Annotated in this window: 25 protein-coding genes and 1 pseudogene; 14 read left to right on the top strand and 12 right to left on the bottom strand. The window is 72.8% G+C overall.

The window, feature by feature from the left end:
* Positions 1-49: 49 nt before the first annotated feature.
* Positions 50-1,864, bottom strand: a complete 1,815-nt coding sequence (aspS, locus tag ASF18_RS04610) for an aspartate--tRNA ligase (protein WP_056277867.1) — start codon at positions 1,862-1,864, stop codon at positions 50-52.
* 185 nt (positions 1,865-2,049) lie between these two features.
* On the opposite strand from aspS, the gene ASF18_RS04605 reads away from it, so the two are divergent.
* From ASF18_RS04605 to ASF18_RS04590, 4 genes are all read left to right on the top strand, one after another.
* A complete protein-coding gene (locus ASF18_RS04605; RefSeq protein ID WP_056349839.1) occupies positions 2,050-2,493 on the top strand; it encodes a hypothetical protein in 444 nt (147 codons plus the stop codon).
* A gap of 79 nt (positions 2,494-2,572) precedes the next feature.
* Positions 2,573-3,724 carry a ribonuclease D gene (rnd, locus tag ASF18_RS04600; protein WP_056349837.1) on the top strand — a complete coding sequence of 384 codons (1,152 nt, stop codon included), beginning with the start codon at positions 2,573-2,575 and terminating at the stop codon, positions 3,722-3,724.
* 64 nt (positions 3,725-3,788) lie between these two features.
* Positions 3,789-4,673, top strand: a complete 885-nt coding sequence (locus ASF18_RS04595) for a LysR family transcriptional regulator (RefSeq protein ID WP_056277670.1) — start codon at positions 3,789-3,791, stop codon at positions 4,671-4,673.
* Positions 4,674-4,879: 206 nt separating this feature from the next.
* Complete coding sequence (locus ASF18_RS04590; RefSeq protein WP_338011813.1) at positions 4,880-5,605, top strand: amino acid racemase; 726 nt, start codon at positions 4,880-4,882, stop codon at positions 5,603-5,605.
* Positions 5,606-5,639: 34 nt separating this feature from the next.
* On the opposite strand, the gene ASF18_RS04585 is transcribed toward ASF18_RS04590, so the two are convergent.
* Together ASF18_RS04585 and erpA are read right to left on the bottom strand one after the other, a co-directional pair.
* Positions 5,640-7,487 carry a hypothetical protein gene (locus ASF18_RS04585; protein ID WP_056349835.1) on the bottom strand — a complete coding sequence of 616 codons (1,848 nt, stop codon included), beginning with the start codon at positions 7,485-7,487 and terminating at the stop codon, positions 5,640-5,642.
* Positions 7,488-7,623: 136 nt separating this feature from the next.
* Complete coding sequence (gene erpA, locus ASF18_RS04580) at positions 7,624-7,950, bottom strand: iron-sulfur cluster insertion protein ErpA (protein ID WP_056349834.1); 327 nt, start codon at positions 7,948-7,950, stop codon at positions 7,624-7,626.
* A gap of 188 nt (positions 7,951-8,138) precedes the next feature.
* On the opposite strand from erpA, the gene ASF18_RS04575 reads away from it, so the two are divergent.
* A complete protein-coding gene (locus ASF18_RS04575) occupies positions 8,139-9,416 on the top strand; it encodes a deoxyguanosinetriphosphate triphosphohydrolase (protein ID WP_056349832.1) in 1,278 nt (425 codons plus the stop codon).
* Positions 9,417-9,430: 14 nt separating this feature from the next.
* On the opposite strand, the gene ASF18_RS04570 is transcribed toward ASF18_RS04575, so the two are convergent.
* Positions 9,431-10,057: a PilZ domain-containing protein gene (locus ASF18_RS04570; RefSeq protein ID WP_056214190.1), complete on the bottom strand. Its 627-nt coding sequence runs from the start codon at positions 10,055-10,057 to the stop codon at positions 9,431-9,433.
* Positions 10,058-10,131: 74 nt separating this feature from the next.
* Positions 10,132-10,740 carry a PAS domain-containing protein gene (locus tag ASF18_RS04565; protein WP_056349830.1) on the bottom strand — a complete coding sequence of 203 codons (609 nt, stop codon included), beginning with the start codon at positions 10,738-10,740 and terminating at the stop codon, positions 10,132-10,134.
* Positions 10,741-11,085: 345 nt separating this feature from the next.
* Here ASF18_RS04565 and ASF18_RS04560 point away from each other — a divergent pair, with 345 nt between their 5' ends.
* Complete coding sequence (locus tag ASF18_RS04560; protein ID WP_056349828.1) at positions 11,086-11,901, top strand: rhomboid family intramembrane serine protease; 816 nt, start codon at positions 11,086-11,088, stop codon at positions 11,899-11,901.
* A gap of 185 nt (positions 11,902-12,086) precedes the next feature.
* Positions 12,087-12,518, top strand: a complete 432-nt coding sequence (locus ASF18_RS04555; protein WP_056214200.1) for a CBS domain-containing protein — start codon at positions 12,087-12,089, stop codon at positions 12,516-12,518.
* 35 nt (positions 12,519-12,553) lie between these two features.
* Here ASF18_RS04555 and ASF18_RS04550 read toward each other — a convergent pair whose 3' ends face one another.
* The 3 genes from ASF18_RS04550 to folE all read right to left on the bottom strand — a co-directional run bounded on the left by ASF18_RS04550 (position 12,554) and on the right by folE (position 14,963).
* A complete protein-coding gene (locus ASF18_RS04550) occupies positions 12,554-13,594 on the bottom strand; it encodes a patatin-like phospholipase family protein (RefSeq protein ID WP_082487062.1) in 1,041 nt (346 codons plus the stop codon).
* 99 nt (positions 13,595-13,693) lie between these two features.
* Positions 13,694-14,110, bottom strand: a complete 417-nt coding sequence (gene hisI, locus ASF18_RS04545; protein WP_056214203.1) for a phosphoribosyl-AMP cyclohydrolase — start codon at positions 14,108-14,110, stop codon at positions 13,694-13,696.
* Positions 14,111-14,138: 28 nt separating this feature from the next.
* Positions 14,139-14,963 carry a GTP cyclohydrolase I FolE gene (gene folE, locus ASF18_RS04540; RefSeq protein WP_056214206.1) on the bottom strand — a complete coding sequence of 275 codons (825 nt, stop codon included), beginning with the start codon at positions 14,961-14,963 and terminating at the stop codon, positions 14,139-14,141.
* Positions 14,964-15,251: 288 nt separating this feature from the next.
* Between folE and ASF18_RS04535 the strand changes: the two genes are divergently transcribed.
* Complete coding sequence (locus ASF18_RS04535) at positions 15,252-15,695, top strand: iron-sulfur cluster assembly scaffold protein (RefSeq protein WP_056214209.1); 444 nt, start codon at positions 15,252-15,254, stop codon at positions 15,693-15,695.
* Positions 15,696-15,699: 4 nt separating this feature from the next.
* On the top strand, positions 15,700-16,059 hold the full coding sequence (yidD, locus tag ASF18_RS04530) for a membrane protein insertion efficiency factor YidD (protein ID WP_056349949.1): 360 nt from the start codon (positions 15,700-15,702) through the stop codon (positions 16,057-16,059).
* Here yidD and ASF18_RS04525 read toward each other — a convergent pair.
* A complete protein-coding gene (locus ASF18_RS04525; RefSeq protein ID WP_082487060.1) occupies positions 16,040-17,431 on the bottom strand; it encodes a 2-hydroxycarboxylate transporter family protein in 1,392 nt (463 codons plus the stop codon). The two genes, yidD and ASF18_RS04525, sit on opposite strands and share 20 nt — an antisense overlap.
* A 372-nt stretch (positions 17,432-17,803) precedes the next feature.
* Between ASF18_RS04525 and thrS the strand changes: the two genes are divergently transcribed.
* A complete protein-coding gene (gene thrS / locus ASF18_RS04520; RefSeq protein WP_056277651.1) occupies positions 17,804-19,831 on the top strand; it encodes a threonine--tRNA ligase in 2,028 nt (675 codons plus the stop codon).
* A gap of 61 nt (positions 19,832-19,892) precedes the next feature.
* On the opposite strand, the gene ASF18_RS04515 is transcribed toward thrS, so the two are convergent.
* Together ASF18_RS04515 and ASF18_RS04510 are read right to left on the bottom strand one after the other, a co-directional pair.
* Positions 19,893-20,315 carry a hypothetical protein gene (locus ASF18_RS04515; protein ID WP_056214217.1) on the bottom strand — a complete coding sequence of 141 codons (423 nt, stop codon included), beginning with the start codon at positions 20,313-20,315 and terminating at the stop codon, positions 19,893-19,895.
* A gap of 37 nt (positions 20,316-20,352) precedes the next feature.
* Complete coding sequence (locus tag ASF18_RS04510; protein WP_056349826.1) at positions 20,353-21,309, bottom strand: hypothetical protein; 957 nt, start codon at positions 21,307-21,309, stop codon at positions 20,353-20,355.
* 196 nt (positions 21,310-21,505) lie between these two features.
* Here ASF18_RS04510 and ASF18_RS04505 point away from each other — a divergent pair, with 196 nt between their 5' ends.
* Together ASF18_RS04505 and ASF18_RS04500 are read left to right on the top strand one after the other, a co-directional pair.
* Complete coding sequence (locus ASF18_RS04505) at positions 21,506-22,069, top strand: nitroreductase (protein ID WP_056349824.1); 564 nt, start codon at positions 21,506-21,508, stop codon at positions 22,067-22,069.
* A gap of 10 nt (positions 22,070-22,079) precedes the next feature.
* Positions 22,080-22,691, top strand: a complete 612-nt coding sequence (locus tag ASF18_RS04500) for a flavin reductase family protein (RefSeq protein ID WP_056214229.1) — start codon at positions 22,080-22,082, stop codon at positions 22,689-22,691.
* Positions 22,692-22,700: 9 nt separating this feature from the next.
* On the opposite strand, the gene ASF18_RS04495 is transcribed toward ASF18_RS04500, so the two are convergent.
* Positions 22,701-23,630 (bottom strand): DMT family transporter, encoded by a 930-nt coding sequence (locus ASF18_RS04495; protein WP_056349822.1) that lies wholly within the window; start codon positions 23,628-23,630, stop codon positions 22,701-22,703.
* A 276-nt stretch (positions 23,631-23,906) separates the two neighbouring features.
* Between ASF18_RS04495 and ASF18_RS04490 the strand changes: the two genes are divergently transcribed.
* Positions 23,907-24,998 (top strand): hypothetical protein, encoded by a 1,092-nt coding sequence (locus ASF18_RS04490; RefSeq protein WP_056214238.1) that lies wholly within the window; start codon positions 23,907-23,909, stop codon positions 24,996-24,998.
* Positions 24,988-26,263 (top strand): annotated as a pseudogene (locus tag ASF18_RS24515) (efflux RND transporter permease subunit); the annotation flags it as partial. The gene ASF18_RS04490 and the pseudogene ASF18_RS24515, both read left to right, overlap by 11 nt.

Here is a 26,263-nt window from a genome sequence, read left to right as displayed (position 1 = left end):
ACGGTCTCGGGCCGCTCCCCCTGCGGGGACGGCCCCGAGGACGGCCGCCTCAGGCGCCCTTCTCGGGCAGGTTGAGGCGGATGTGGAGCTCGCGCAGCTGCTTCGGCGTGGCCTCGGCCGGGGCGCCCATCATCAGGTCCTCGGCGCGCTGGTTCATGGGGAACAGCACGACCTCGCGCAGGTTCTGCTCGCCGCAGAGCAGCATGACGATGCGGTCGATGCCCGGCGCGATGCCGCCGTGCGGGGGGGCGCCGAGCTTCAGGGCGTTGAGCATGCCGCCGAACTTCTCCTCCAGCACCTCGACGCCGTAGCCGGCGATGCCGAAGGCCTTCTCCATCACGTCGGGGCGATGGTTGCGGATCGCGCCCGAGGACAGCTCGGTGCCGTTGCAGACGATGTCGTACTGGAACGCCTTGATGTTCAGGATCGTCTCGGCATCCGCCGGGTCGAGGGCCAGGAACGCCTCCCGGTCGAAGTTCGGCATCGAGAACGGGTTGTGCGAGAAGTCGATCCGCTTCTCGTCCTCGTTCCACTCGTACATCGGGAAGTCGGTGATCCAGCAGAACGCGTACTGGTCCTTATCGGACAGGCCGAGCTCGTCGCCGATGCGGATGCGGGCCTTGCCGGCGAGCGCCGCCGCCTTGGCCTCGGTGCCGGCCGAGAAGAACACCGCGTCCCCGGCCTTGGTCCCGGTCTTCTCCGCGATCAGGGCCTGGACTTCGGCGGGGATGAACTTGGCGATCGGGCCCTTGCCGGTGAGCGTGCCGTTGTCGTCCTCGAAGATGATGTAGCCGAGGCCCGGCGCGCCCTCGGCGCGGGCGAAGTCGTTGAGCTTGTCGAAGAACGAGCGCGGCTGGGTCGCCGCCCCCGTGGCCGGGATGGCCCGGACCACGCCGCCGGAGGCGATCACGCCCTTGAAGGCCTTGAACGCCACGTCCTCGCGGGCGAACGCGGCCGTCACGTCGGCGATGATCAGCGGGTTGCGCAGGTCCGGCTTGTCGACGCCGTATTTCAGCATCGCCTCGGCATAGGGGATGCGCGGGAAGGTACCGGTGACGCGCTTGCCCTCGGCGAATTCCTCGAAGACCGAGCGCAGTACCGGCTCCACCGCCTGGAACACGTCCTCCTGCGTGACGAAGCTCATCTCGATGTCGAGCTGGTAGAACTCGCCCGGCGAGCGGTCGGCGCGGGCATCCTCGTCGCGGAAGCAGGGCGCGATCTGGAAGTAGCGGTCGAAGCCCGCGATCATCGTCAGCTGCTTGAACTGCTGCGGGGCCTGCGGCAGCGCGTAGAACTTGCCCGGGTGGACGCGGGACGGGACGAGGTAGTCGCGCGCGCCCTCCGGCGAGGAGGCGGTGAGGATCGGCGTCTGGAACTCGAAGAAGCCGCCGTCCCGCATGCGCCGGCGCAGGCTGTCGATGATCGCCCCGCGCTTCATGATGTTGGCGTGCAGCTTCTCGCGCCGCAGGTCGAGGAAGCGGTACTTGAGCCGCGTCTCCTCCGGGTAGTCGAGGTCGCCGAAGACCGGCATCGGCAATTCGCCCGCGGGGCCGAGCACCTCGAGGTCGTCGATGTAGACCTCCAGCGTGCCGGTGGGCAGGTCCGGGTTCTCGGTGCCGGCGGGGCGGGTGCGGACCCGGCCGTCGATGCGGATGACCCATTCCGAGCGCGCCGCGTTGGCGGCCTGGAAGGCCTTCGAATCCGAATCCACCACGCACTGGGTCAGGCCGTAATGGTCGCGCAGGTCGATGAACAGCACGCCGCCATGGTCGCGGATGCGGTGGCACCAGCCGGAGAGGCGGACGCTCTCGCCGACGTCGGACGGCCGGAGCGCCCCGCAGGTATGGGTCCGGTAACGGTGCATGACGGGCTGCTGCATAACGGGCTGACGGATCACGGGCTTTGGGGATTGAGCGGCGCACCATTCACGCGGGGGAGGTGAAGTCAAGGCGACGGCGATGCGCGGGTGAGGCCCGAAGACCGCCGAAACCCGGCGGATCCAGGCCCGGAACCCTTCCGGAATCGCCCGGCGATTCCCATATCAGACATATGAATTCAAACGCTTTTTTCGACATTCTGCGTCAGGCGGGAGCGACTCACGAGGCCGCGACCGCCGCACCCGCGACGGGCGAGCGGCAGGAGGGCCGGTGGCGCGTCCTGCCCCTCGAGGGCACCTTCGAGATCGTCTACGAGGATTCGCGCGGGGCTTGGAGCACCCGGCGGGTCGAGGCGCGCGAGCTGAAGCTCGGGCCGGGCCGGACGCTCTTGGGCGGCATCGACCGGGGGCGGGGCGGCTACCGGGGATTTCGCGCCGACCGCATCCGCCGGCTCGTCGATCCGGCGAGCACCACGCGGCTCGAGGCCGGCATTCTCGACTGGCTCCTGGCCCGGGCCGAGGCACAGCGCCGGGAGCGCGCGGCCCAGATCCGGGCGCTGGCGGCCCGGCGCCGCCCGGTGAAGACGCGCGCCGGGCCGCGCGAGGTCGCCGCCTAGGGGTATTCGCGGCTTCGAATTCTGGTGACCGGGTCCGGCGTCCCTCGCCTGGGGCGAGAACCTTCGGTATAGCCGATTCATGGATCTGATCGCCACCACTGCGGCCCTGGCCGAGGCCTGCACCCGCCTGTCCGCCCATCCCTTCGTGACCGTCGACACGGAGTTCATGCGCGAGACGACCTACTATCCGAAGCTCTGCCTCATCCAGATGGCGGCGCCCGACGGCACGGGCGTGCTCGTCGACCCCCTCTCCCCCGACATCGACCTGGCGCCGTTCTTCACCCTGATGGCCGACGAGGGCGTGGTGAAGGTGTTCCACTCCGCCCGCCAGGACCTGGAGATCATCTGGCTCCTCGGGGGCCTGCTGCCGCAGCCGTTCTTCGATACCCAGGTCGCCGCCATGGTCTGCGGCTACGGCGACTCGGTCTCCTACGAGCAGCTGGTCAACGACGTGGCCAAGGCCAAGATCGACAAGTCCTCGCGCTTCACCGACTGGTCGCGCCGGCCGCTCTCGGACGCCCAGCTCAGCTACGCCCTCTCCGACGTGACGCACCTCGTGAAGGTCTACGAGGTGCTGGCGGGCCAGCTCCTCTCCACCGATCGCGGCGAGTGGCTCGACGAGGAGATGAGCGTGCTCACCTCGCCGGAGACCTACCGGGCCGATCCGGCCTCCGCCTGGCGCCGCCTGTCGGGGCGGATGCGCAAGCCCCGCGAGATCGCCGTGCTGATGGAGGTCGCCGCCTGGCGCGAGCGCGAGGCCCAGAGCCGCAACGTGCCGCGCGGGCGCATCCTCAAGGACGAGGCGGTGATCGACGTGGCGACCTCGGCGCCCCGCAGCGTCGAGGCGCTGGGGCGCCTGCGCTCGATTCCCGCCGGCTTCGAGCGCTCGCGCACCGGCACCGACATCCTGGCGGCGGTGGAGCGGGGCTTCGCACGCGACCTCTCGGACATCGCCCCGCCCGAGCGCACCCGCAGCCGGGGCGGCAACGGGGCGCTGGTCGAGCTGCTCAAGGTCCTGCTGAAGGCCGTGTGCGAGACCGAGGGCGTCGCCCCGAAGATCATCGCCACGGTGGACGACCTCGAGGCCATCGCGGAGGACGACGCGGCCGACGTGGCCGTGCTGCACGGCTGGCGCCGGACGCTGTTCGGCGAGAAGGCCCTGGCCCTGAAGAGCGGCCGCCTCGCCCTCTCGGCCGAGCGCGGCCGGGTGGTGGTGCGCGACCTGGCGTGAGTCCGTCCGGCGCGAGTCTTTCGGGCGCGACGCGCCGCGGCGGAGGCCCGGTCGGGCGGCCGTCGTGGAGCTGAAGTGGCTGGAGGATTTCCTCAGCCTCGCCCAGACCCGCAGCTTCTCCCGCTCGGCGGAAGCCCGCCACGTCACCCAGTCGGCCTTCAGCCGGCGCATCCGGGCCCTCGAACTCTGGCTCGGGGTGGCCCTGGTCGACCGCAGCACCTACCCCACCACCCTGACCCCGGAGGGCCGCCGCTTCCGCGACACCGCCGAGGAGAGCGTGCGGGTGCTCCTCGGCGCCCGGGCGGACCTGCGCGCCGGCCTCGACTCCCCCGAGCCCCTGGTGCGGATCGCCGGGCTGCACACCCTGGCCCTGACGTTCTTTCCCGCCTGGTTCCGGACCCTCGCCGCGCGCACCGGACCGGTGGCGACGCGGCTCCTGCCGGACGACTTCCACGACTGCCTCCAGGCCCTGGTGGAGGGCGGCGCGGACTTCCTCCTGACCTTCCACCATCCGGGCGTGCCGATCCCCCTCGACCCGGCGCTCTACCCCCACCGGGTCGTCGGCGCCGACGCGCTGGTTCCGGTGCGGAGCCCGGACCTCGCCGCCGGGGCGGAGGGCCGGCCGGTGCCGCGCCTCGACTACGGACGGGATTCCTTCCTCGGCCGCGTCAGCGCTCTCGCGCAGGCCGAGCTCGGCCTGCCGCCGGGGCCGGTGGTCCACGCCAACCCCATGGCCGAGGCCCTGAAATGCATGGCCCTCGAGGGACACGGCCTCGCCTTCGTGCCGCGCAGCCTCGTCACCCGGGAACTCGCCGAGGGCCGCCTCGTCGCCGCCGGGCCGGCGGTGCCCCTGGAGATCCGCCTCTACCGCAACGGCGCCCCGGCCCACGGCCCCCGGGCACGCGCCGCCGTGGCGGCGATCTGGGCGGCGGCGTCCGAACCCGCCTGACGCTCGAGGCAGGTTCGTCCGAACCCGCGTGACGTTCGGGGCGGGTTCGTCCGAACCCGCGTGACGTTCGGGGCAGGTTCGTCCGAACCCGCATGACGTTTGGGGCGGGTTAGTCCGAACCCGCATGGGCCGTTCCGACACGGCATTGGCCCCCGCGCCGGTCTTCGCGCATCCCGTCCGCGGGACGCGCGACGGGGATCGGGACGATGGCGGGGAGCGAAGGGCCGGGCGTGCCATTGCTGGGCGTCCTGGGCGGGATGGGGCCGATGGCGACGGTGGATTTCCTGCGGAAGCTCGTGGAGGCGACGCCGGCCGCCCGCGACCAGGACCATCTCGCCGTGATGGTGGCCCAGGCCGCCGACATTCCCGACCGGACCCGGGCCATCCTGGGGGAGGGGCCCGACCCGCTGCCGGCGATGACCCTGGCCCTGCGCCGCCTCGAGGCCGCCGGCGCCACCCGCCTCGCGATCCCCTGCAACACCGCCCATCACTGGCACGGCGCGCTCCAGGCGCTGACCCCCGTCCCGATCCTGCACATCGTCGATGCGGTGGCGGCGGGGCTCGCCCGCCGGGGCCTCGCGGGCGGCCCGGTGGGGCTGCTCGCCACCGACGGCACCCTCCGGTCCGGGCTCTATCCCCGGCACCTCGGCCGCCACGGCTTCACCTGCCGCGTGCCCGCGGACCAGGCGGCGGTGATGCGGGCGGTCCGCCTCGTCAAGGCGGGGCAGGGGGCGCAGGCCCGGCCCCTGCTGGAGGCCGCGGCCGCGGGGCTGGTGGCGGAGGGGTGCCGGCAGGTGGTGATGGCCTGCACCGAGATCCCCCTCGCCCTGGCCGATCCGGCCGGTCCGGCGAGCGCGGTCCTGCTCGACGCCACCGACGCCCTGGCGCGGGCCTGCGTGGCAGCGGCCGCGCCGGCCCGCCGGGCGGCGTGATCGGTCAGGCCGGCTCGGCCCTCCGTCGTCTGCCTCAGTTTGCCTTGGCGTTGACCTCGAGGCGGTCGAACAGGGCGGCCGGGGTCGGGGCGGCGCTGAACTCCAGCATGCCGATGCCGGCGGCGTTCTTCGGCCGCAGGCTGACCGAGAGGGTGCCGGGCTTGGTCACGAACTGGCCCATCGCGGCGCCGATCGCCTTGGCGCCCGCCGAGTTGCCGAGGATCGCGGGCACGCCGAACACGCTCGCGGTGACGTATTCCTGCTTCAGCTCCTCGGGCTTCAGGCTGAGCACCTTCGACTGCGCGGCGATGAAACGGTCGAACAGGCCGGTGTTCTCGATGGTCAGGTCGAGGGCCTTGGCGGTGGCCGACAGCATGGCGAAGCTCGACACCGCCATGTCCGGGTTGAAGACCTCCGGGCCGATGCCGCCGATCATGCCGTTGAGGCGCAGGCTGCCCATGTCCTTGCCGGAGACCGAGACCTCGCCGAGCTTGAGCTCGCGGGCGGCCTCGTCCCAGGAGGTGTCGGCCACCAGGGCGAGGTCGAGGTCGCTGTAGCCGTAGAGGCCGAGGGAGCCGAGGCCCGGCACCCCCGCCACCGCGGAGGCCGGCAGGGTGAGGCCCGACAGGCTCAGGCGCCCGGCCGTCGGCACCCCGTCCCGCGGGGGCGCGAAGTTCATCGAGCCGTCGCGCAGGCCCACATGGGTCGGGGCGGGCGGCGCCCGGTCGGCCAAGGCCTTGTCGGCCAAGGCCCTGTCGGCAGGGTCGCGGGGCGCCTTCGCCTCGGGCGGCAGGTCAAGGCTGAGATCCTTCAGGGCCAGGGTGCCGAGGGCCGGCGTCAGCAGGCGCAGCTCGCCGTCCGAGGGCGGCGTGGTCAGGGTGGCGAGCTTGCGCAGGGCCGCGACCGTCGGGCCGAGGGAGAAGCCGTCGAGGGACAGCCGGGCGAGGCGCGCCTTGGCCCCGTCGATGCCCGCGAAGCGGATATCCTCCAGGAGGAGGCCGGCGCCGGTCAGCCCGAGGCGGGCGATGCCGAGGCTGAAGGCGTCCCGGGGCTTGGCCTCCTGGATGCTGAGGCCGGTGGCCTCCAGGGAACCGACGGAGACCGCTTCGGCGAGGTCGGCCCCGAGGCTCATCAGCCGCGCGCGCTCGGGCGGCGCGAGCCGCTCGTAGTCGACGGCCGTGAAGGCCTGGAGCGCCCCCGTCCAGGTCGCCGGGATCTGGCGGCCGCTGAGGTCGCGCCCCTCGATCCGGGCGATCTTCACGGCGGTGCCCCGGGCATCCACGTAGGCAACGTCGTCGACCGCGAAGGTGGCGTAGATCCGCTGCAGGGCGCTCTTGCCGTCGCCCGGCTCGCCGTAGAGGCGGGCGAGGACGGTCAGGTCGAGATCGGTCGCCCGCATCCGGCCGTAGGTGCCGGTGCCCTTCTGGGGGCCGCCCTCCAGGAGGATCGAGGCCCCGGCGGCGGTGAGCTCGGCGGCGCGCCCGGCGCGGACGTCGCGGGCCACCACGTCGCGATAGGTGACCACCGGCGTCGCCCCGGCGGTGCCGGTGCGCTCCACCCGCAATTCGGGCATCGCCAGGCTCGCGGCGTCGAGGCGCACGAGGCGGGCGGCCCAGGATTCGCCGGGGCCGGGCTTGAGCAGGGCGGTGAGTTCGTCCTTCGAGAGGCGGGTGCCGCTGGCGGTGAGGCGCGGAGCCTTCAGCACCGTGTCGCCGAAGGTCAGGGTGACGTCCTGCAGGGTGACGTCCTGGACCGCCGAGGCGGCCTCCTGGGCCCGCGCCGCGCCGGGCTGCACGGCGCTCCCCGCGCCGAGGAGGACGAGGACGCAGGCCGAGGCACCGGTCGCCCACGCGAGGAGGGGGCGGCCTTTCGAGCAGGTCATGGGCTTATCCGGATCGCTGGCGAAGAGGCGCTTTCAGGGGAAAGGCCCGGAGGCGTCGGGGAGAGGGCCCATCCGTGCCGCAGTTTCACGCGGGAGGCAATCGCGGGGGCGGGCCCCCGCGGGGGCCGCGCCGCATTCACAGCGAGAACGAGGTTCCGCAGCCACAGGAGGCGGTGGCCTGGGGGTTCTCGATCTTGAAGGATTGCCCGATCAGGTCGTTCACGAAATCGATGGTCGAACCGCTCATGTATTCCAGCGACATCGGGTCGACCAGGACGGTGGCGCCGTCGCGCTCGATCGCGACGTCGTCGGCGGCCCGCGCCCGCTCGATGTCGAAGGCGTAGGAGAAGCCCGAGCAGCCGCCGCCGTTCACGCTGATCCGCAGGGAGGCGCCGGGCGGCTCGGCGCCCATGATCTCGTTGATGCGCTTGGCGGCGCGGGGCGTCAGGGTGATGTCGGCCATCGGGGTATTCTCGCGGGGTGCTCTCGAGATCCGCCGGCCGTCCCGGCCGATCGTGGACCGTGGCGGCGTTGGAACAACTGCTAGGGAGCACAAGATATGCCTGGGACCCTGATGCTGCAACGCGTCGGGGGACCGGGCCGAGGCGGGCGGACCAGGATCGGTCGATGAATGTGGGGCGGCGAGACGTGATGCAGGCGGACGAGACAGGCCCCGGCGCGGCGCGGCGGCGCGGCGAGCGCTGGCGGGCGCCCTACGCCACCGATCCGGCGGCCACCCGCGGGCGCCTGATCCCGGAGGCGATCTCGCCCACGCGCAGCGACTTCCAGCGGGACCGCGACCGCATCATCCATTCCTCCGCCTTCCGGCGCCTCAAGCACAAGACCCAGGTCTTCGTCCATCACGAGGGCGACCATTACCGGACGCGGCTGACCCACACCCTGGAGGTGAGCCAGATCGCCCGGGCCCTCGCCCGGGCGCTGGGCCTCGACGAGGACCTCGCCGAGGCCCTGGCGCTGAGCCACGACCTCGGCCACACCTGCTTCGGGCACACGGGAGAGGACACCCTGGATGCCTGCCTGGCGGACCAGGGCGGCTTCGACCACAACGCCCAGGCCCTGCGCATCGTCACCCGGCTGGAGCGGCGCTATGCCGGCTTCGACGGCCTCAACCTCGCCTGGGAGACCCTGGAGGGCCTCGTCAAGCACAACGGCCCGCTGCTGGAGCCGGACGGGCGCCCCACCCGGCGCTGGACGGGCCGCGGCATCCCGGCCGCGATCCTCGAATACAACGCCCTCAACGACCTGGAACTGGACCGCTTCGCCGGGCCCGAGGCGCAGGCCGCGGCGCTGGCCGACGACATCGCCTACGACAGCCACGACCTCGACGACGGCCTGCGCGCCGGCCTGTTCGACCTCGCCGACCTCGCCGCGGTGCCGTTCCTGCGGAGCCTGCTCGACGAGATCGAGGGCCTGTACCCGAGCCTCGAGCCCTCGCGAAGGATCCACGAGCTGGCGCGGCGCGTCATCACCCGCTTCGTGGAGGACGTCATCACCGAGAGCACCCGGCGCCTCGCGGCCCTGAACCCGCGCACCGTGGCCGACATCCGGGCGGCGCAGGCCCCGGTCGTCGCCTTCTCGGCGGCGATCGCGGAGGCGGATGCGGCGATCAAGGCCTTCCTGTTCGCCCGGATGTACCGCCATCCCGGCGTGCTCGCGGTGCGGGCCAAGGCCAACACCATCGTGTCCGACCTGTTCGACCGGTTCACGGCGGAGCCCGGGGCGATGCCGGCGGAATGGTCGGCGGGGCTGGACGGGGCGGAGCCGGGACGCGTCGCCCGCCGGGTCGCCGACTACATCGCGGGCATGACCGACACCTACGCGGTGCTGGCCCACCGACGCCTGTTCGCGACGACGCCGGACCTGCACTGGAGCCCGGGCGACCGCAGCCTGCCCCTCACCGACCCGTAGGCGGCCGGGCGCCCCTAGAGCGTCAGCCCCTCGTGGAACAGGTCGGGGGAGATCGGCAGCATGAAGTGCACGCCGATGCCGCCCTCGAAGTGGCGCACCACCCGGCCGGGGGTGCGCCCGACCATCAGGCTCATGCCGATGGCCGGAGTGCTGGTGGTGCTCAGCGCCACGCCCGACATGGAGATGTCGATGATCCGGGCCGGCACCTCGCGCCCGCTCTCCAGGCGCAGGACGACGCCCGTGACCAGGGGCGTCAGGCGCTCGTGCGTGCGGCCCTCCGGCAGGCCCAGGCTCTCGCGGTTGGCGAGCCAGGTCAGCTGCGAGGCGATCTTGTCGCGCTTGCGCGGGGTCGCGCTGAGGCGGACGGCGAAGCCGCCGGGAATCAGGCGCGCGATGGTGCCCTCGATCCGGCCGACATGCTCGAGATAGAGCACCACCCGCTCGCCGACCTCGCCCGGGACGGCGCAGTTCAGGCGCACGCCCCCCGGCGACATGTCGACGGTCTGGCACGGATATTCCCGCCGGTCCGCCAGCATGTAGCGCCCCAGCATCGAGACCTTGACGCGGTGGTGCCGGCGCAGGTCCGAGATGCGGACGTCACGGGGCAGCCTCGCGGGCGGACGGGTGGCGACCTCGATCATGGGGACAGGGCGACTCGTTTCGAGGCTTCACTGCCCATCAGGCTAACACCCGCTGGTTACGAAAGGTTTGCCCGTCAGGCGCGGCCGCCGGGGTGGACCAGGAGGTGGCCGCGGCGGAGCGGCGCGCTGTCGTTGGCAGGCTCGGGCAGGTTCTGCAGGGTCGCCCGGGCATCGCGGGAGGCCGGGGCGGTCTCGTGGCCGAGGATGCGCAGGGAGGTCGTGCGCATCCGCGTCAGGGGACGCAGGCCGAGCCAGTGCGGCACGCAGGTCGGGCTGAGGGCCCCGAGGATGCGGGTCTGCGTCTCGCCGTGGTGGCGCAGGGGCAGCAGCAGGAGCTCGAGGTCGATGGTCTCGTCGCGCTCCGTCCGGCCCTGCAGGCCCGCCACGGCCCCGACGGTGTCGACGGCCACGGCCTCGACCAGCAGCCACGGATCGGCGTCGGGCCGTCCCCAGAGGCCGGCGAAGTCCCGTCCCTTCAGCTCGCGCCCGAACAGGGCGCAGACATGGGTCCCGGCCAGGCGGACCGAGGCCGCCCCGCGCGCCATGTCGACCTCGAGGATCAGGCTGTCGGCGAGCAGGTTCCGGATCTCGCCGGGCTCGATCTCGCTGCGTTCCGGCGCGGCGCGGCCATTCCGCAACCGGTCCCAGTAGGCGTGGAGCAGGCGGCTGGTCGGATGCTTCATGGGAGTCCCACAATGGCACGGTCCGGCGACGGACCTTCTCGGATCGGGCGCTTTCGGGACGGTTCTGGGCCGCTCCCGAGGTCTGTGCCAGGCTCGGCGCAGAGCTTATGCCGACCATCCTCGCGGCGCCCCCTTAACCCTTCATCAAGGCTAACGGGTCGACGGAGTTGTCCACCGCCAAGTTTGCACGCGCTCCGTGCCGGCGGATTTTCCCGCGCGGCGGGGCCCGTTCCCGCATCGCGGAGCTTGTTTCCCGCATGGCGGGGCTTGTTTCCCGCATGGCGGGGCTTGTTTCCCGCATGGCGGGGCTTGCGGCCCCGCCTGCCGCCCCGACATGGTGGCCGCATGGATGCCAGCCCCGACCTGCCGCCGCAGAACCGCGTTCCGATCTTCAACATGCCGGGCGTGGTCACCGCGTCGATCGGCGTGCTCGTGGGCATCCACGCCCTGCGCGAATTCGTGCTGCCGGACACCTGGGACATCGCCGCCCTGATCGACCTCGCCCTGATCCCGGGGCGCTGGAGTGTGGCCGTCGATCCGGCCCGGGCGGAGGAGCTCCTGCGGGCCGCCACGGCCCTGGCGGGCGACCCCGACGTGGTCGAAGCCCGGCAGGCCTTCGCCCGCTACGTGGTGGCCGACCCCGCCGCGATGCCCTGGACCTTCGCCACCTACGCGCTGCTGCACGGCTCGTGGATGCACGTCACCTTCAACACCGTCTGGCTCGCCGCCTTCGGCTCGCCGGTGGCCCGCCGCTACGGCGCCTGGCGCTACGGCCTGATCGCCCTCGTGGGCGCGGTGGCGGGCGGCATCCTCCACGTCCTCCTCGACCCCCTGAGCACCGCCCCCCTGATCGGGGCCTCGGCCGGCGTCTCGGCCCTGATGGCGGCCGCGGCCCGCTTCGTGTTCCAGCCGCCCCCCGTCTATGCCGGCGCGCCCCCCTGGCAGCGCCCGGCCGCGCCCCCGCTCCAGACCATCCCGGAGCTGATGCGCAACCGCACCGCGGTGGTGTTCCTGGTGATCTGGCTCGTGACGAACTTCCTGTTCGGCGTCATCGCCCTGCCGCTGGGCGCCGAGGCGACCTCGGTGGCCTGGGACGCCCATCTGGGCGGCTTCGTCGCGGGCTTCTTCCTGCTGCCGCTCCTCGACCGGGCCCGGCGCTGACGACGGGCTCACGCCGCCGCCCCGGACCGTGAATTATCCTGCGTCCTCGGCGACGGGATCCTGCGGGATCTTGCTATATGCGGTCGCCCGCCACACAATCGCCGCAGACCGAGCTGGGCACCCTGCCGTTCTGGCCAAGCCCGGCCGCCCCGTCCCAGGGGTGACTTGAGGGAAAGGACACGTCCATGACCGTTGCTCGCATCCTCGCCGAGAAGGGCCGCTCCGTCGTCACGGTGGAGCCCCAGCGCACCCTCGACGAGGCCATCCACCTCCTGGCCGAGAAGCGCATCGGCGCCGTCGTCGTCAGCGATGCGGACGGGGCGGTGCGCGGCATCCTCTCCGAGCGCGACATCATGCGGGCGCTCGCCGCCAAGGGCGCCAACGCCCTCGACGCCCGGGTCTCCGAGCACATGACCGCCGAGGTCACCACCTGCACCCGCGCCAGCAGCATCGAGGAGGTCATGCACCTCATGACCGAGGGCCGCTTCCGCCACGTGCCCGTGATCGAGGACGACCGGCTGGCCGGCCTCATCTCCATCGGCGACGTGGTCAAGCGCCGGATCGAGGCCGTCGAGGCCGAGCACCGGGCCATGCGCGACTACATCACCATGGCCTGAGTCAGGTGCGGGCGTGAGGCAGGATCGGGCCTGAGTCAGGTCCGGGCGGCGGCGGCCGCCACGAGGCCGCGGATCTGCGGCAGGGCGGCGCGCGCCGCCTCGCGGCCGAGGGCGATCCCCTCGGCCGCCCGGTGGAACTCGAATAGGCCCATCCCGGCCAGGCGGGGCACGATGGCGATGTCGGGCGGGTCGCCGGCCAGGCGCGCCCGCGAGATCCTGTCCTGCGTGATGTTGAAGGCGTCGAGCATCACCCGCGCCATGCCGGGGGTGGCGAGGCCGTCGGCCGGCCCGGACGCGCGATCGGACGCGGCACGGCGCAGGCCCGGCCGGCGCAGGCTCCAGCGCCGGGGCCGGCGGGGGGCGGGCGCCACCGCCTCGGCCGTGACCCGCGCGGGCGCCGCCTCCCGCACGACGGGGCGCGGGTCGCCATTGAGGTTAACGCAGATCACGAAGTCGGCCCCCAGGGCCCGGGCGATCGTCACCGGCACCGGGTTCACCAGGGTCCCGTCGAGGAGGAGCCGGCCGCCGCAGCGCACCGGCGGGAAGATGCCCGGCAGGGCGTAGGAGGCGCGCAGGGCCTCCACGAGGCTGCCCCGGGTGAGCCAGACCTCCTCGCCGCTGTCGAGGTCGGTGGCGACGCTGGCGAAGCGGATCGGCAGGCCCTCGATCCGGCGGTCGGCGAGGTCGTGCTCCAAGCGCCGCTTCAGGCGGTCGCCCGCGATCAGGCCGGAGCGGAGCCGCAGGTCGAGGAGCCCCATCACGCTGCGCCGGGTCAGCGACAGGGCGAAGGCCTTGAGCAGCCCGAGCTGGCCCGCCGCGTAGCAGCCGCCCACCACCGCGCCGATGGAGCAGCCCGCCACCACGGCCGGGTGGAGTCCGGCCTCCTCCAGCACTTCGATCACCCCGATCTGCGACCAGCCCCGGGCCGAGCCGCCACCGAGGGCGAGGCCGATGCGGGGGCCGGGGGCGGGGGGCGCCGCCACGGGCTCGACGGCCCCGGCGGGGAAGCGCGCGTGCGGGGAGGCGCCCTGGCGGACCTCCGCGGCGGGACGCACCGGGGACAGGCCGTCCCACATCAGCGACACCGGGATGCGGGAGAGGGGGCGAAGAAACGCGGGACGCGGCGACCGCGACGGGGCGGGCGCCGCTCCGGACGGGCACGCCGCGCGCCGGGATCAGGCATCGGCGGGCCGCAGAATCGCCTGGCCGGTCGCCGGATCGTGATCGACGCGGCGGTAGAAGCAGGCGCGCCGGCCGGTGTGGCAGCAGCCGCCGTCGCCACCGACCGCGACGCGGATCAGCACCGCGTCCTGGTCGCAATCGACCCGCATCTCGACCACGCGCTGGACCTGACCGCTGGTGGCGCCCTTGTGCCAGAGCGCGCCGCGGGAGCGGGACCAGTACCAGGCCTCGCCGGTCTTCAGGGTGAGGGCCAGGGATTCGGCGTTCATGTGGGCGAGCATGAGCACCTGCCCGTCGGCGGCGTCGACGGCGATGCAGGAGACGAGGCCGTGTGCGTCGAAGCGGGGGGTGAAGGCGGCCCCCTCCTCGACCTCGGCCCGGCTGCCCGGTTCCGGGAAGGCGCGGGTCATCGGGAGACAGACGTCATCGCGGGCCGGCTCAGGACTTGTTGCGCACGAGGGTGAGGAAGCGGACCTGCTCGTTGGCGTCGTTGCGGAAAGCGCCCCGGAACTGGGTGGTGATGGTGGAGACGCCGGCCTTCTGGACGCCGCGCATCGCCATGCAGAGGTGCTCGGCCTCCACCATCACGGCGATGCCGCGGGGCTTGAGGATGCTCTCGATCACGTCGGCGATCTGGGCCGTCATGGTCTCCTGGGTCTGCAGGCGGCGGGCGAAGGTGTCGACCACGCGGGCGAGCTTCGACAGGCCGACCACGCCCTTGGTCGGGTAGTAGGCGATGTGCGCCAGCCCCATGAAGGGCACCATGTGGTGCTCGCAATGGGAGTAGAACGGGATGTCGCGCACCAGCACGATGTCCGAGTAGCCCTCGACCTCCTCGAAGACCCGCTCGAGCAGCGCGTCGGCGTCCTGGCCGTAGCCGCCGAAGATCTGGCCGTAGGCCTTCACCACCCGGGCGGGGGTGTCGCGCAGGCCCTCGCGGTTCGGGTCGTCGCCGGCCCAGCGCAGGAGGGTACGCACGGCGGCCTCGGCCTCCTCGCGGCTCGGACGGCCCGTGGCGATGGCCTCGGGCACCCGCTGGGCGGAGGCGGGCAGGGGAGCGATCTCGGGCGCGGGCGCGGGCGCTTCGCCCCGCGCGTTGTCGTTGCGCATGGCGCTGAGGGCGCCGTTCTGGCGGGTCGGTTCCATCCCGGATTCCTCCGTCTCGGTCAGGCGGTAGGAGAGGGACTTGAGCGCGGCATCCATGGCATCTTCCGCCCGGGCGATCCGGGTCGTCATCGGGTGGCTGTCAGGCTTTGCGTACATCGTCGAACCATGGGGCCGTCGGGTGAGGACGGCCGATGCCCGGACGGTGCCGTCTGCGGTGGCGCAACCCCGGCCGTGGGCGCGACCCGGGTCGACGAGCCGCCTCCTCGCGAAACGGTGCGTGGGGGCCTATATCGTCGTTATCGCGCCGTCGCGCAATGCAGGCTGCGCGGATCAGATCTCCGGGATCGGAAGCCGGCTGTGCGCCCGGCCGTCCCGGTGGAACGGCAAATGGACCCGGCGGGACCGCAAGTGAACCCGGCGGAACAGCCAGAGGATCGGAATTCCATGCTCGACGACATCTACAACCGTCGCATCCTCGAACTGGCCGCCGACATCCCGCGCCTGGGACGCCTGGCGGCCCCGGACGCCAGTGCCACCGCGCATTCGAAGCTCTGCGGCTCCACCGTCACGGTGGACCTCGCGGTGCGGGACGGCACGGTCACCGACTTCGCCCACGAGGTGAAGGCCTGCGCCCTCGGCCAGGCCTCGTCCTCGCTGATGGCCCGCCACGTGGTCGGCACCAGCGCCGGGGAGCTGCGCGCGGTCCGCGCCGCCATGCGGCGGATGCTCAAGGAGGGCGGCCCGGCGCCCACGGGCGCCTGGGCGGATCTCGCCGTCCTCGAGCCGGTGCGCGACTTCAAGGCCCGGCACGCCTCGACGCTCCTGACCTTCGACGCGGTGGTGGACGCCCTCGACCGGATCGAGGCCGGGGCTGTGGCGGCCGCCTAGCATGCTGCTCCGCCGCATCGCCCACGGGGCGATCCGCACCTATCAGCTCACCCTGTCGAGCCTGGTCGGCCGCCAGTGCCGGCACTGGCCCTCGTGCTCCCACTACACCGACGGGGCGATCCAGCGGCACGGGCTCTGGGCGGGCGGCTGGATCGGGTTCGCCCGCATCTGCCGCTGCGGCCCCCTCGGCACCCACGGCATCGACCTGGTGCCGGAGGCCCTGCCGGCGCACGCCGCCTGGTTCACCCCCTGGCGCTACGGCCGCTGGCGCGGCGTGAACGCGCCTCCCTCGCCCTTCGCCTGCGAGCCCTGCACCTGCGCGGCGGTGGGGGAGGGGGCCGCCCCTAGACCGGCGCCGCCGTGATCCACTTCAGGAACACCAGCGTCCCCGTCACCGTGAGGGCGCCGCCGATGCGGGTGGCGATCTGGGCGAAGGGCATCAGCGCCATCCGGTTGGCGGCGGTGAGGATCGCCACGTCGCCGGTGCCGCCCTGGCCGCTGTGGCAGGCGTTCACGATGGCGGTCTCGATCGGGTACATGCCGAGCCGGCGCCCGACGCCGTAGCCCGTCGCCATCAGGGTGACGACGGTGGCCACGATGGTGATCAGGTTCGGCAGCGTGAAGGCCGCCACCAGCTTGTCCCAGGGGGTGAGCGAGACGCCGATGGCGAAGAGCAGCGGGTAGGTCATGCCGACCTGCACGAACTTGTAGACGATGAAGCCGCCGGCCTGGAGCCGGGGCGAGACCGCGCTGGCGAGCTTGGCCAGCACCGCCAGGAACAGCATCGCCACGGGGGCGGGCAGGCCGGTGAGGTGGTGGCACATCACGCCGAGGAGGTAGAGCGTCACCGCCGTGAGGCCGGCCGCCGCCACCGTGGCGGCGTCGATCGGGCCGGTCTCCACGGGCGTGCCCGCCTCCATGTCGTTCTCGGTGTGGGGCTGCAGGCGGCCCTCGCCGGTGAGGTGCGGCTTGCGCCTGCCCACCCAGTTGAGGGTGCCGGCCAGGATGATCGCCGTGAGGCTGCCCAGCATCACGGGCGGCAGCACCTGGGCGAAGACGTCGCCCTGCGGGATCCCGAGGATGTTGCCGTAGCCGATGGAGAGCGGAATCGCGCCCTCGCCGACGCCGCCGGCCATGATCGGCACGACGATGAAGAAGAAGGTGTGGTGCGCCCCGAGCCCCAGCAGGGTGCCCACCAGGGTGCCGACGCAGCCCGCCGCCAGGGAGCCGAGGCCGAGGGGGACGAAGATCTTGAGGAAGCCCTTGATCAGCACAGCCCGGTCCATGCCCAGGATGCTGCCGACGATGATCGCCGCGATGTAGAGGTAGAGGAAGTTGGTGAACTTGGTGAAGTCCGTGATCGCCTTGACGATCGGGCCCGGGATCAGCGCGTAGTAGACCAGCGCCGAGGGGATGAAGGTGGCGAAGATCGCACCCGCCCCGATCTGGCGCAGGACCGGCAGGCGCTTGCCGATCTCCGCGCAGGTGAAGCCGCCGAGCACCAGGACGGCGATCATCGTCGGCGCGTCGGCCTTGATCTCGCCCTCCGCGGTCAGCACCCAGAGCAGCGCCACCAGGATCAGGTAGACCGGCAGCGGGATGATGCCGATCTGCAGGTCGACGAGGCGCCACCAGCCCTGAGGCCAGAAGCGTGTCCCGGTCTGGACCCCGGGCAGGTGGGCCGTCGTGGTGATCGCGACGCCTTCGGGGTGCGCCGTCGGTACGGGGCTCGGCATGAACGTCTCTCCCGGCGAAAGCCCGTTTGCCCCGCGGGGCCGGCTCGTCCGTGTTTTCTTGGATTTTTTCTGGTCTCGACCGTGCGGCACGGAAGGCCATCGGCGAGCATCAGTCGGGTTGGACCGGCTTTGTCAATTGATCGGCCGGCACGGGCCGCGATGGTGATTGAGGATCCCTGGCGATTGTCAGCAACCCGGGGCGGGAGCGGTCGCCCGGGGGCCGGGACCGGATGCGCGGAATCCGCGTTCCTTCCCGATGCGAATGGGTCTAAACGGCCCGGCGCGGCGCCGCATCGGGGCCGCGCCGACCCCGACCCGCCCCCCGCTTACCTGCCGCGTACGCAGGAGTGAGCCTCCAAGGAGCCCCCGGCCATGCCGATCCTGACCTTCCCCGACGGCAACACCCGCAGCTACGACGCCGCGATCACCGGCCGTGCCGTCGTCGAGGGCATCGCCAAGTCCCTGGCCAAGCGCACCGTCGCCATGGCCCTCGACGGCACCGTGCGCGACCTCGACGACACGATCGCGCAGGATGCCCGCATCGAGTTCCTCGACCGCACCGACCCGCGCAGCCTGGAGCTGATCCGGCACGACTGCGCCCACGTGCTGGCGGAGGCGGTGCAGGCCCTGTGGCCGGGCACGCAGGTCACCATCGGCCCGGTGATCGAGAACGGGTTCTACTACGACTTCGCCCGGGACGAGCCCTTCACCCCGGAGGACTTCCCGAAGATCGAGGCGAAGATGCGCGAACTCATCGCGCGCGACGCCCCCTTCACCAAGGAGGTCTGGAAGCGCGACGACATCCGGGCGCTCTTCGCCGGGAAGGGCGAGGCCTACAAGGTCGAGCTCGTGGACGCGATCCCGCCCGGCGAGGACCTCAAGGTCTACCGCCAGGGCGACTGGTTCGACCTCTGCCGCGGCCCGCACATGACCTCGACGGGCAAGGTCGGCACCGCCTTCAAGCTGATGAAGGTGGCGGGCGCCTACTGGCGGGGCGATTCCAACAACCCGATGCTGACCCGCATCTACGGCACCGCCTGGGCGACCAAGGAGGACCTCGACGCCTACCTGCACCGCCTGGAGGAGGCCGAGCGCCGCGACCACCGGCGCCTGGGGCGCGAGATGGACCTGTTCCACTTCCAGGAGGAGGGGCCGGGCGTCGTGTTCTGGCACGCCAAGGGCTGGACCGTGTTCCAGGAGCTGATCGCCTACATGCGCCGGCGCCTGCGCGGCGACTACCAGGAGGTCAACGCCCCCCAGATCCTCGACAAGGCCCTGTGGGAGACCTCCGGCCACTGGGGCTGGTACCGCGAGAACATGTTCGCGGCCCAATCCGCCGGCGACGAGGCCGAGGACAAGCGCTGGTTCGCGTTGAAGCCCATGAACTGCCCCGGCCACGTGATGATCTTCAAGCACGGCCTGAAATCCTACCGCGACCTGCCCCTGCGCATGGCCGAGTTCGGCGTGGTCCACCGCTACGAGCCCTCGGGCGCCATGCACGGCCTGATGCGGGTGCGGGGCTTCACCCAGGACGACGCGCACATCTTCTGCACCGAGGACCAGCTCGCCGACGAGTGCCTGAAGATCAACGACCTGATCCTCTCCACCTACGCCGATTTCGGCTTCGGCGAGATCGTGGTGAAGCTCTCGACCCGCCCCGAGAAGCGGGTGGGCTCGGACGCCCTCTGGGACCATGCCGAGGACGTCATGACCCGGGTGCTCACCCAGATCGAGGAACAGTCGGGGGGCCGGATCAGGACCGCGATCAACCCGGGGGAGGGCGCCTTCTACGGGCCGAAGTTCGAGTACGTGCTGCGCGACGCCATCGGGCGCGACTGGCAGTGCGGCACGACCCAGGTGGACTTCAACCTGCCGGAGCGCTTCGGCGCCTTCTACGTCGATGCCGAGAGCGGCAAGAAGCCCCCGGTCATGGTCCACCGCGCCATCTGCGGCTCCCTGGAGCGCTTCACCGGGATCCTGATCGAGCACTTCGCCGGGCATTTCCCGCTCTGGCTCGCGCCGGTGCAGGTGGTGGTCGCCACCATCACGGGCGATGCCGACCCCTACGCCCGCGCGGTGGTCGCCGCCGCGACCCGCCTCGGCCTGCGCGTCGAGGCCGACCTGCGCAACGAGAAGATCAACTACAAGGTCCGCGAGCACTCGCTGGCGAAGGTGCCGGTGATGCTCGTCGTCGGCCGCAAGGAGGGCGAGGAGCGCACCGTCTCGGTCCGGCGCCTGGGCAGCCAGCACACCCGCACCGGCGGCCTCGACGAGACCCTGGCCGCCCTGGTGGCGGAGGCGACCGCGCCGGATCGCATCCGGGCGGAGGCGGTGGCCGAGACCGTGCCGAGCGCCGACGTCGCCCTCGACGGCCAGCACGGCGAGGCCCCGACGCCGTAGGGCGGCGGGTTCGGCCTCCGGGCGGTTGCGTCCTCCGGGCGGTGCCCGGGGGATGCCCGGATCAGGGGGCGCAATTGGCGGCGTAGAGGGCCAGGATGCGCTGCAGGGCGGCGTAATCCTGCGGCGTCGCCGGGTTGCGCAGTTCGGGCCCGTCCGGGACGAGGCCGGCGATGCCCGCCGCGAGGTCGGCGACGAAGCGGCGGGGCCCCACGGGATTGCCCATGCGGTTGGTGGTGTCGACGACGCCGCAGAAAGCCCCCGCGCGCCCGGCACGGAGCTGGCCGTAACGGGCGGTGGCGGGCGTTCTCAGTCCCTGTCCCAGGAGGGCGATCACCCGGTCCGCGCGTTCCGGACCGATCTCCCGGTCGGAGCCGTCCGCCACGAGCGCCCGCGCGGGATCCGCCCCCTGCGCCCGCGCGGGACGCGGCACCAGGAGAAGCGGCGCCAGGAGCAGGACGAGGGCACCGATCGCAAGTCGCCTCATGCGTGTCGTCTCTCTCCGCCGGTCGGGACGCCTCGGCTCAGCCCGCCTTGGCGATCACCTCGACGTCGCGGTTCAGGCCGCTCTCGACCTTGAATTCGCGGGTGTAGACCTGCCCGTCGTGGCGGGCGATCAGGACGTAGTCCCCCTCCGCCAGGGTCACCTGCGGGAAGGCGCCGATGGCCTCGCGGATGGTGTCGCCGCCCGGCGTCAGCACGCTGAAGGCGGTGCCGGCGAAGGCCTCGGCGCCTTCGGCCGCCACCAGCTTCAGGGTCAGGGTGGCGGCGCGGTGGTTGAGGGTGGCGTCCGTGACCTTGCCGTTCTCCACCTTGAGGTCGGCGCGCTGGATCGCGTTCGAGCCGCCATAGGTCGAGACCACGTGGTAGGTGCCCTCGGGCAGGCGCAGGAGCTCGCCCGCCTTGACGCCGCTGCGCACGAGGCGCCCCTCGGAGTTCGTCCCGATCGGCACGAAGACCGAGAAGGCGAGCTGGTCGGCGCCGAGCTTCACGTCGCCGATGGCGCCCGAGAGCTTGAGCGCCCCGGCGCTGACCTTGAGCTGCTCGGCGGCCGGCTGGCCCGCCATGACGACCCGGCGCGCGGCGCTGGCGAAGCCGTAGGTCACGGTGGCGACGTAAGCGCCCGGCGGCAGGGTGAAACTCGGCTCGGCCGCCTCGGAGCGGGCGACGATGCCGGGCTTCGTGCCGTCGGGGCGGTCCTCGTAGATGCGCCAGGCGAGGCCGGAGCGCAGGGGCTTGTCGCCGCCCGCGAACACCGCCGTGAGGGTCAGGGCCGCGCTCGCCGCGCTGGGCAGCGGCGGCGCCGAGGGGTCCGACATCGACGGGGAGGGCATCGAAGGGGAGGGCATGGACGGGGAGGGGAGGTTGGGCCCGATCCGGTTGTGGAAGGCGTTGCCGTCCTGCGCCGCGGCGGTGCCGGGGTGACCGCCGAGGAGGAGGGCGCAGCCCAGCCAGACCGATCCGTACCCTGCCCGCGCCATCCCGCACCTCCCAATCCTGACCGGGGCGTCCCGCCGGCGTTGCCAATCTGCCGCCGGCGCGCCATGTCACGGACGGCCGCCGCGCCCGGTGCCCGCCCTCTGGAACCGGACCATGGCGGCGGCAAGGCCATCCCGCCTCCGAGGGCCGGTCGTCTGCGGCCCCGCCCCTCTCGCCCGATCCTGCTCCAGGGACGCCATGAACGCCACCCTCGATCTCCTGCGCACCCGCCGCTCGGTCCCGCCCCTCCGCCTCGCGGGGCCGGGCCCGGACGCGGCCGAGCTCGACGCGCTCCTCACCATCGCGTCGCGCGTGCCGGACCACGGCAAGCTGGCGCCCTGGCGCTTCCTGGTGATCGCGGGCGAGGCCCGCACCCGCATCGGCGACGCCATCGCGGCGGCCTATGCCGCCGACCACCCGGAGGCCGACGCCGCGCGCCTCGACCTCGAGCGCCACCGCCTCGCCCTCGCCCCCCTGGTGGTGGCGGTGGTGTCGCGGGCCGGCCCGCACATCAAGATCCCAGAATGGGAGCAGGTGCTCTCGGCCGGCGCGGTGGCGATGAACCTCGTGGTGGCGGCCAACGCCGCGGGCTACGCCACCGCCTGGCTCACCGAGTGGTTCGCCTACGATTCCCGCATCCTCGACGTCCTCGGCCTCGTGCCCGGCGAGCGCCTCGCGGGCTTCATCCATATCGGGCGCGCCCAGGAGGTGCCGCCCGACCGGCCCCGCCCGGCGCTCGCCGACATCGTCACCCGGCTCTGAGGGGCACCCCATGCATTACGACGCCGAGACCAAGGGCCTGCCGCACAACCCGCTGAAGGCCCTGGTGGCCCCGCGCCCGATCGGCTGGATCAGCGCGATGAACCGCGACGGCGCGGTGAACCTCGCGCCCTATTCCTACTTCAACGCCGTGGCGGCCGGCCCCGACATGGTCATGTTCTCCTCGGCCGGGCGCAAGGACGCGATGACCTTCGCGGAGGAGGGCGGCGAGTTCGTCTGCAACCTCGCCACCTACGACCTGCGCGAGGCGGTGAACGCCACCTCGGCGCCCCTGCCCCGCGGCGAGAGCGAGTTCGCCTTCGCGGGCCTGACCCCGGCGCCCTCGCGAAAGGTGCGCCCGCCCCGGGTCGCCGAATCGCCGGCCGCCCTGGAGTGCAAGTGGCTGCAGACCGTGCCGCTGACGCCGCTCGACGGCAGCGACGCCTCCCACTTCCTGGTGATCGGGCAGGTGGTCTCGATCTACATCGACGACCGCTTCATCCGCGACGGCCTCGTCGACACCGGCGCCATGCGGCCGATCCTGCGCGGCGGCTACTTCGACTACTTCACCGCCGAACCGGAGACCCGGTTCGAGCTGCGCCGGCCGGCCGGCGGGGGCGGGTAGGCCACTCGGTTAGGCCACCCGCCGCCGGCCCAGGCGCTCCGCGATGGCGATGCCGCCGATGACGAGGGCCAGCGCCAGGGCGTCGTGCCAGCGGAACGGCTCGCCCACCAGCAGGATGGCGAGGCCGGCCCCGAAGATCGGCACGAGGTTGACGAAGAGGCCGGCCCGGTTCGGGCCGATCAGCTCGACGCCGCGCAGGAAGGCGAGCTGCGCGATGAGCGAGGGCCCGAGCGCCACGAACAGCACGATGGCCCAGCCCTTGCCGGTCGGCCAGATCGTGTGGCCCAGGGCCCATTCGGCGGCGAGCGGCGGCAGCGAGGTCACGAAGGCGGAGAGCGCCACGGCGGTGAAGAAGCTCAGGCCCGAGACCCGGGGCCTGCGGGAGAGCGCCACGGTGTAGCCGGCATAGAGCCCGCAGGCGACCAGCATCAGCACGTCGCCCCGGTTGAAGGCGAAGGTCGCCAGCACCCGCCAGTCGCCGTGGGTCGCCGCCACCATGGCGCCCGCCAGCGTCACGGCGACGCCGAGGAGCTGCGCCCCCGTCACCGCCACCCGGTGGACGAGATAGTTGATCAGGATGACGAGGACCGGGATCGACCCCTGGAACAGGGCGATGTTGATGCCGCTGGTGAACAGGCCGGCGGCGTAGAACAGGCTGGCGTAGAGGGTGTAGCCGCACGCTCCCATCAGCAGCACGTAGCGCCAGTGGCGCTTCAGCCGGTCCCACTCCGCGTTGAGGCCGGCCCGGGCCGGCAGCGCCAGGGCGAGGCAGGCGAAGGCCCAGCGCAGGCAGGTGAGCACCTGGGGCGAGACCTCGCCCGCCGCCCACTTGCTCGCCACCACGTTGCCGCCCCAGAGCAGCATCGTGAACACGAGGAGCGGGTAGGCCGTGGTCGCCGGCTCGGCCGCGCGTCCGGCGGGCGTCTCCGGGACGCGCATGGGGCGGATCTCCCTGGGCTCGGGCCGGGCTCGCGGCCGGCGACCGGGGGATAGCCCGCCGGGGGCCGCGGGGACAGGCCGTCCGGCGCAACACCGCCATCGAAATCCGTCCGCGGCCGCCGCGGCGCGAATCCCCGCGGCCCTGCGGAGAACCGGCAGCGTGCCCATCCCCCGGTATCGCTCGGCGCACCGATTCCCTCTGCGGGTGAACACGGTTATGCCGGGCGGAACACAGCGGCGACACGGCCGCGGACCAGGGGGAGGGCGAGACAGTCGGTGACGTGGCGATCGCTCCTCCTCGCCCTCCTCCTGGTCGGCGTGCTGGCGGCCGGCCTCGGCGGCCTCGCCGTCTCGCCCCAGGGCGCCCTCCTCCTGGGCGAGCTGCGCGAGCACGTCGAGGCCCTCCAGGCCCGCCCCGGACCGGCGAAGCCCGCGCACCTGCCGGCCCAGCGCACCGCCGTGGAGGAGGGCCGCACCGTGGTGCGCCTCTCGGCCGCCGAGCGCGCCCGCATCGGCATCACGACCGAGGCCCGGCCCCTGGCCGAGCACCGGGAGGAGTTGCAGGCCTATGGCAGCGTCCTCGACCTCGCCCGGGTCACCGACCTGACCAACGCCTATGCCAGCGCCCAGGCCGCGCTCCAGACGGCCCAGGCCCGCGCCGAGGTCTCGCGCAGCGCCCTGCAGCGGGCCAGGACCCTCGGCCCCTACGCCACCACCGTGCAGGTCGAGACCGCCGGGGGCACCGCCCAGACCGACCAGGCCGCCCTGGCGGCGGCGGAATCCCAGGTGCGCACCCTCTCGGCCACCGCCCAACAGGAATGGGGGCCGGTGATCGGCCGGGCCATCGTCGCGCGCGCGGCCACCGTCACCCGGCTGATCGAGCGCACCGACTTCCTGGTGCAGGTCACCCTGCCGCCAGGGGAGGGCCTGAAGGGCCCGCCGGCGGCGGCCTTCGCCGAGGTGCCGCCCCAGAGCGCGCGGGTCGCCCTGGCCTACGTCTCGCCCGCCACCCGCACGGACCCGCGCATCCAGGGCCTGAGCTTCTTCTACACCGTGCCGGGCGACAGCGGCTTCCTGCCCGGCATGAGCATGCTGGCCTTCCTGGCCTCCGACCGCAGCGTCACCGGCCTCAGCGTGCCCGAGGACGCGGTGGTGCACTGGCAGGGGGCCGCCTGGATCTACCGGGCGGTGGGGCCCGACGCCTTCGCCCGCCACCGGCTGAAGGCCGACCCGCCGATGTCGGCCGACGCCTACGTGGTGGAGGACCTGCCCGGCGGCACCGAGATCGTGCTCTCGGGGGCGCAGGCGCTCCTCTCCGAGGAGATGAAGAGCCAGCTCCAGGTCTCGGGCGGCGTCGATGACGATTGAGGCGCCGGGCTCCGGACCGGGAGGCCCCCGCGGCCCCCAGGCGGCCCTGGTCGCCTTCGCGGTGCGCTTCCGCGGCGTCGTCCTGGCGCTCAGCCTGGCGCTCGCCGCCTACGGCTTCGTCGTCCTGGCCGATGCCCAGTACGACGTCTTCCCGGAATTCGCGCCCCCCGCCGTGGTGATCCAGACCGAGGCCCCCGGCCTCAACCCGGAACAGGTCGAGGTGCTGGTGACCCAACCCGTGGAGGTCGCGGTCAACGGCCTGCCGGGGGTGGTCTCCCTGCGCTCGAGTTCGATCCAGGGCCTGTCGGTGATCACCGTCACCTTCGGGGCCGGCAGCGACATCTATCGGGTGCGCCAGCTCGTCACCGAGCGGCTGACGGCGCTGGCCGGCCGCCTGCCGCAAGGGGTGCTGCCGCCGGCGATGACGGCGCTCACCTCCGCCACCAGCACGGTGCTGCTCGTCGGCCTGACCACGCAGAGCCGCTCGGACATGGACCTGCGCACCCTGGCGGACTGGACCGTGCGCCTGCGCCTCCTCGCCGTGCCGGGGATCGCCCAGGTCTCGGTCTATGGCGGCGCGGTGCGCTCGCTGCAGGTGCAGATCCGCCCGAACGACCTCGTGCGCTTCAACATCGGCGTCAACGACGTGCTCGCCGCCGCGCGGAAAGCCACGGGCGTGCGCGGGGCCGGCTTCGTGGACACGCCCAACCAGCGCATCGCCCTCCAGACCGACGGGCAGTCGCTGAGCCCCGAGGCGGTCTCTCGGACCGTGCTGATCAACGAGGGCGGGGCCAGCGTGACCCTGGCGGACGTCGCCACCGTGGTCGCCACCGGCGAGCCGGCGATCGGCGCCGCCCTGGTGGACGGCCGGCCCGGGGTGCTCCTCATGGTCGGCGCCCAGTACGGCGCCAACACCCGCGCGGTCACCGCGCGGGTCGAGGCGGCCCTGGAGGACCTGCGCCCGGCCCTGGCGCGCGAGGGCGTGACCCTGCACGCCGACCTGTTCCGGCCGGCCAACTTCATCGCCATCGCCAACGGCAACGTGCTCCAGGCCCTCGGGCTCGGCGGCATCCTGGTGGTCGTGGTGCTGTTCGTCTTCCTGTACGACTGGCGCACCGCCGTGATCTCGGCGCTGGCGATCCCGCTCTCGCTCATCGCCGCCGTGGTGGCGCTCCAGGCGCTGGGCGAGAGCCTCAACACCATGACCCTGGGCGGGCTCGCCATCGCCATCGGCGAGGTGGTGGACGACGCGGTGATCGGCGTCG

The organism is Methylobacterium sp. Leaf89 (genome assembly GCF_001422215.1).
In the GTDB taxonomy this organism is placed as follows: Bacteria; Pseudomonadota; Alphaproteobacteria; order Rhizobiales; family Beijerinckiaceae; genus Methylobacterium.
Note: the sequence above shows the minus strand (reverse complement) of the source record. Positions and strands in the feature narration are given on the sequence as shown.

Excerpts from the sequence above, each read along its gene's own strand:
- aspS (WP_056277867.1), bottom strand. The coding sequence starts at position 1,864 with ATGCACCGTTACCGGACCCATACCTGCGGGGCGCTCCGGCCGTCCGAC.
- ASF18_RS04605 (WP_056349839.1), top strand. The coding sequence starts at position 2,050 with ATGAATTCAAACGCTTTTTTCGACATTCTGCGTCAGGCGGGAGCGACT.
- rnd (WP_056349837.1), top strand. The coding sequence starts at position 2,573 with ATGGATCTGATCGCCACCACTGCGGCCCTGGCCGAGGCCTGCACCCGC.
- ASF18_RS04590 (WP_338011813.1), top strand. The coding sequence starts at position 4,880 with ATGGCGGGGAGCGAAGGGCCGGGCGTGCCATTGCTGGGCGTCCTGGGC.
- ASF18_RS04585 (WP_056349835.1), bottom strand. The coding sequence starts at position 7,487 with ATGACCTGCTCGAAAGGCCGCCCCCTCCTCGCGTGGGCGACCGGTGCC.
- erpA (WP_056349834.1), bottom strand. The coding sequence starts at position 7,950 with ATGGCCGACATCACCCTGACGCCCCGCGCCGCCAAGCGCATCAACGAG.
- ASF18_RS04575 (WP_056349832.1), top strand. The coding sequence starts at position 8,139 with ATGCAGGCGGACGAGACAGGCCCCGGCGCGGCGCGGCGGCGCGGCGAG.
- ASF18_RS04570 (WP_056214190.1), bottom strand. The coding sequence starts at position 10,057 with ATGATCGAGGTCGCCACCCGTCCGCCCGCGAGGCTGCCCCGTGACGTC.
- ASF18_RS04565 (WP_056349830.1), bottom strand. The coding sequence starts at position 10,740 with ATGAAGCATCCGACCAGCCGCCTGCTCCACGCCTACTGGGACCGGTTG.
- ASF18_RS04560 (WP_056349828.1), top strand. The coding sequence starts at position 11,086 with ATGGATGCCAGCCCCGACCTGCCGCCGCAGAACCGCGTTCCGATCTTC.
- ASF18_RS04555 (WP_056214200.1), top strand. The coding sequence starts at position 12,087 with ATGACCGTTGCTCGCATCCTCGCCGAGAAGGGCCGCTCCGTCGTCACG.
- ASF18_RS04550 (WP_082487062.1), bottom strand. The coding sequence starts at position 13,594 with ATGTGGGACGGCCTGTCCCCGGTGCGTCCCGCCGCGGAGGTCCGCCAG.
- hisI (WP_056214203.1), bottom strand. The coding sequence starts at position 14,110 with ATGACCCGCGCCTTCCCGGAACCGGGCAGCCGGGCCGAGGTCGAGGAG.
- folE (WP_056214206.1), bottom strand. The coding sequence starts at position 14,963 with ATGTACGCAAAGCCTGACAGCCACCCGATGACGACCCGGATCGCCCGG.
- ASF18_RS04535 (WP_056214209.1), top strand. The coding sequence starts at position 15,252 with ATGCTCGACGACATCTACAACCGTCGCATCCTCGAACTGGCCGCCGAC.
- ASF18_RS04525 (WP_082487060.1), bottom strand. The coding sequence starts at position 17,431 with ATGCCGAGCCCCGTACCGACGGCGCACCCCGAAGGCGTCGCGATCACC.
- thrS (WP_056277651.1), top strand. The coding sequence starts at position 17,804 with ATGCCGATCCTGACCTTCCCCGACGGCAACACCCGCAGCTACGACGCC.
- ASF18_RS04515 (WP_056214217.1), bottom strand. The coding sequence starts at position 20,315 with ATGAGGCGACTTGCGATCGGTGCCCTCGTCCTGCTCCTGGCGCCGCTT.
- ASF18_RS04510 (WP_056349826.1), bottom strand. The coding sequence starts at position 21,309 with ATGGCGCGGGCAGGGTACGGATCGGTCTGGCTGGGCTGCGCCCTCCTC.
- ASF18_RS04505 (WP_056349824.1), top strand. The coding sequence starts at position 21,506 with ATGAACGCCACCCTCGATCTCCTGCGCACCCGCCGCTCGGTCCCGCCC.
- ASF18_RS04500 (WP_056214229.1), top strand. The coding sequence starts at position 22,080 with ATGCATTACGACGCCGAGACCAAGGGCCTGCCGCACAACCCGCTGAAG.
- ASF18_RS04495 (WP_056349822.1), bottom strand. The coding sequence starts at position 23,630 with ATGCGCGTCCCGGAGACGCCCGCCGGACGCGCGGCCGAGCCGGCGACC.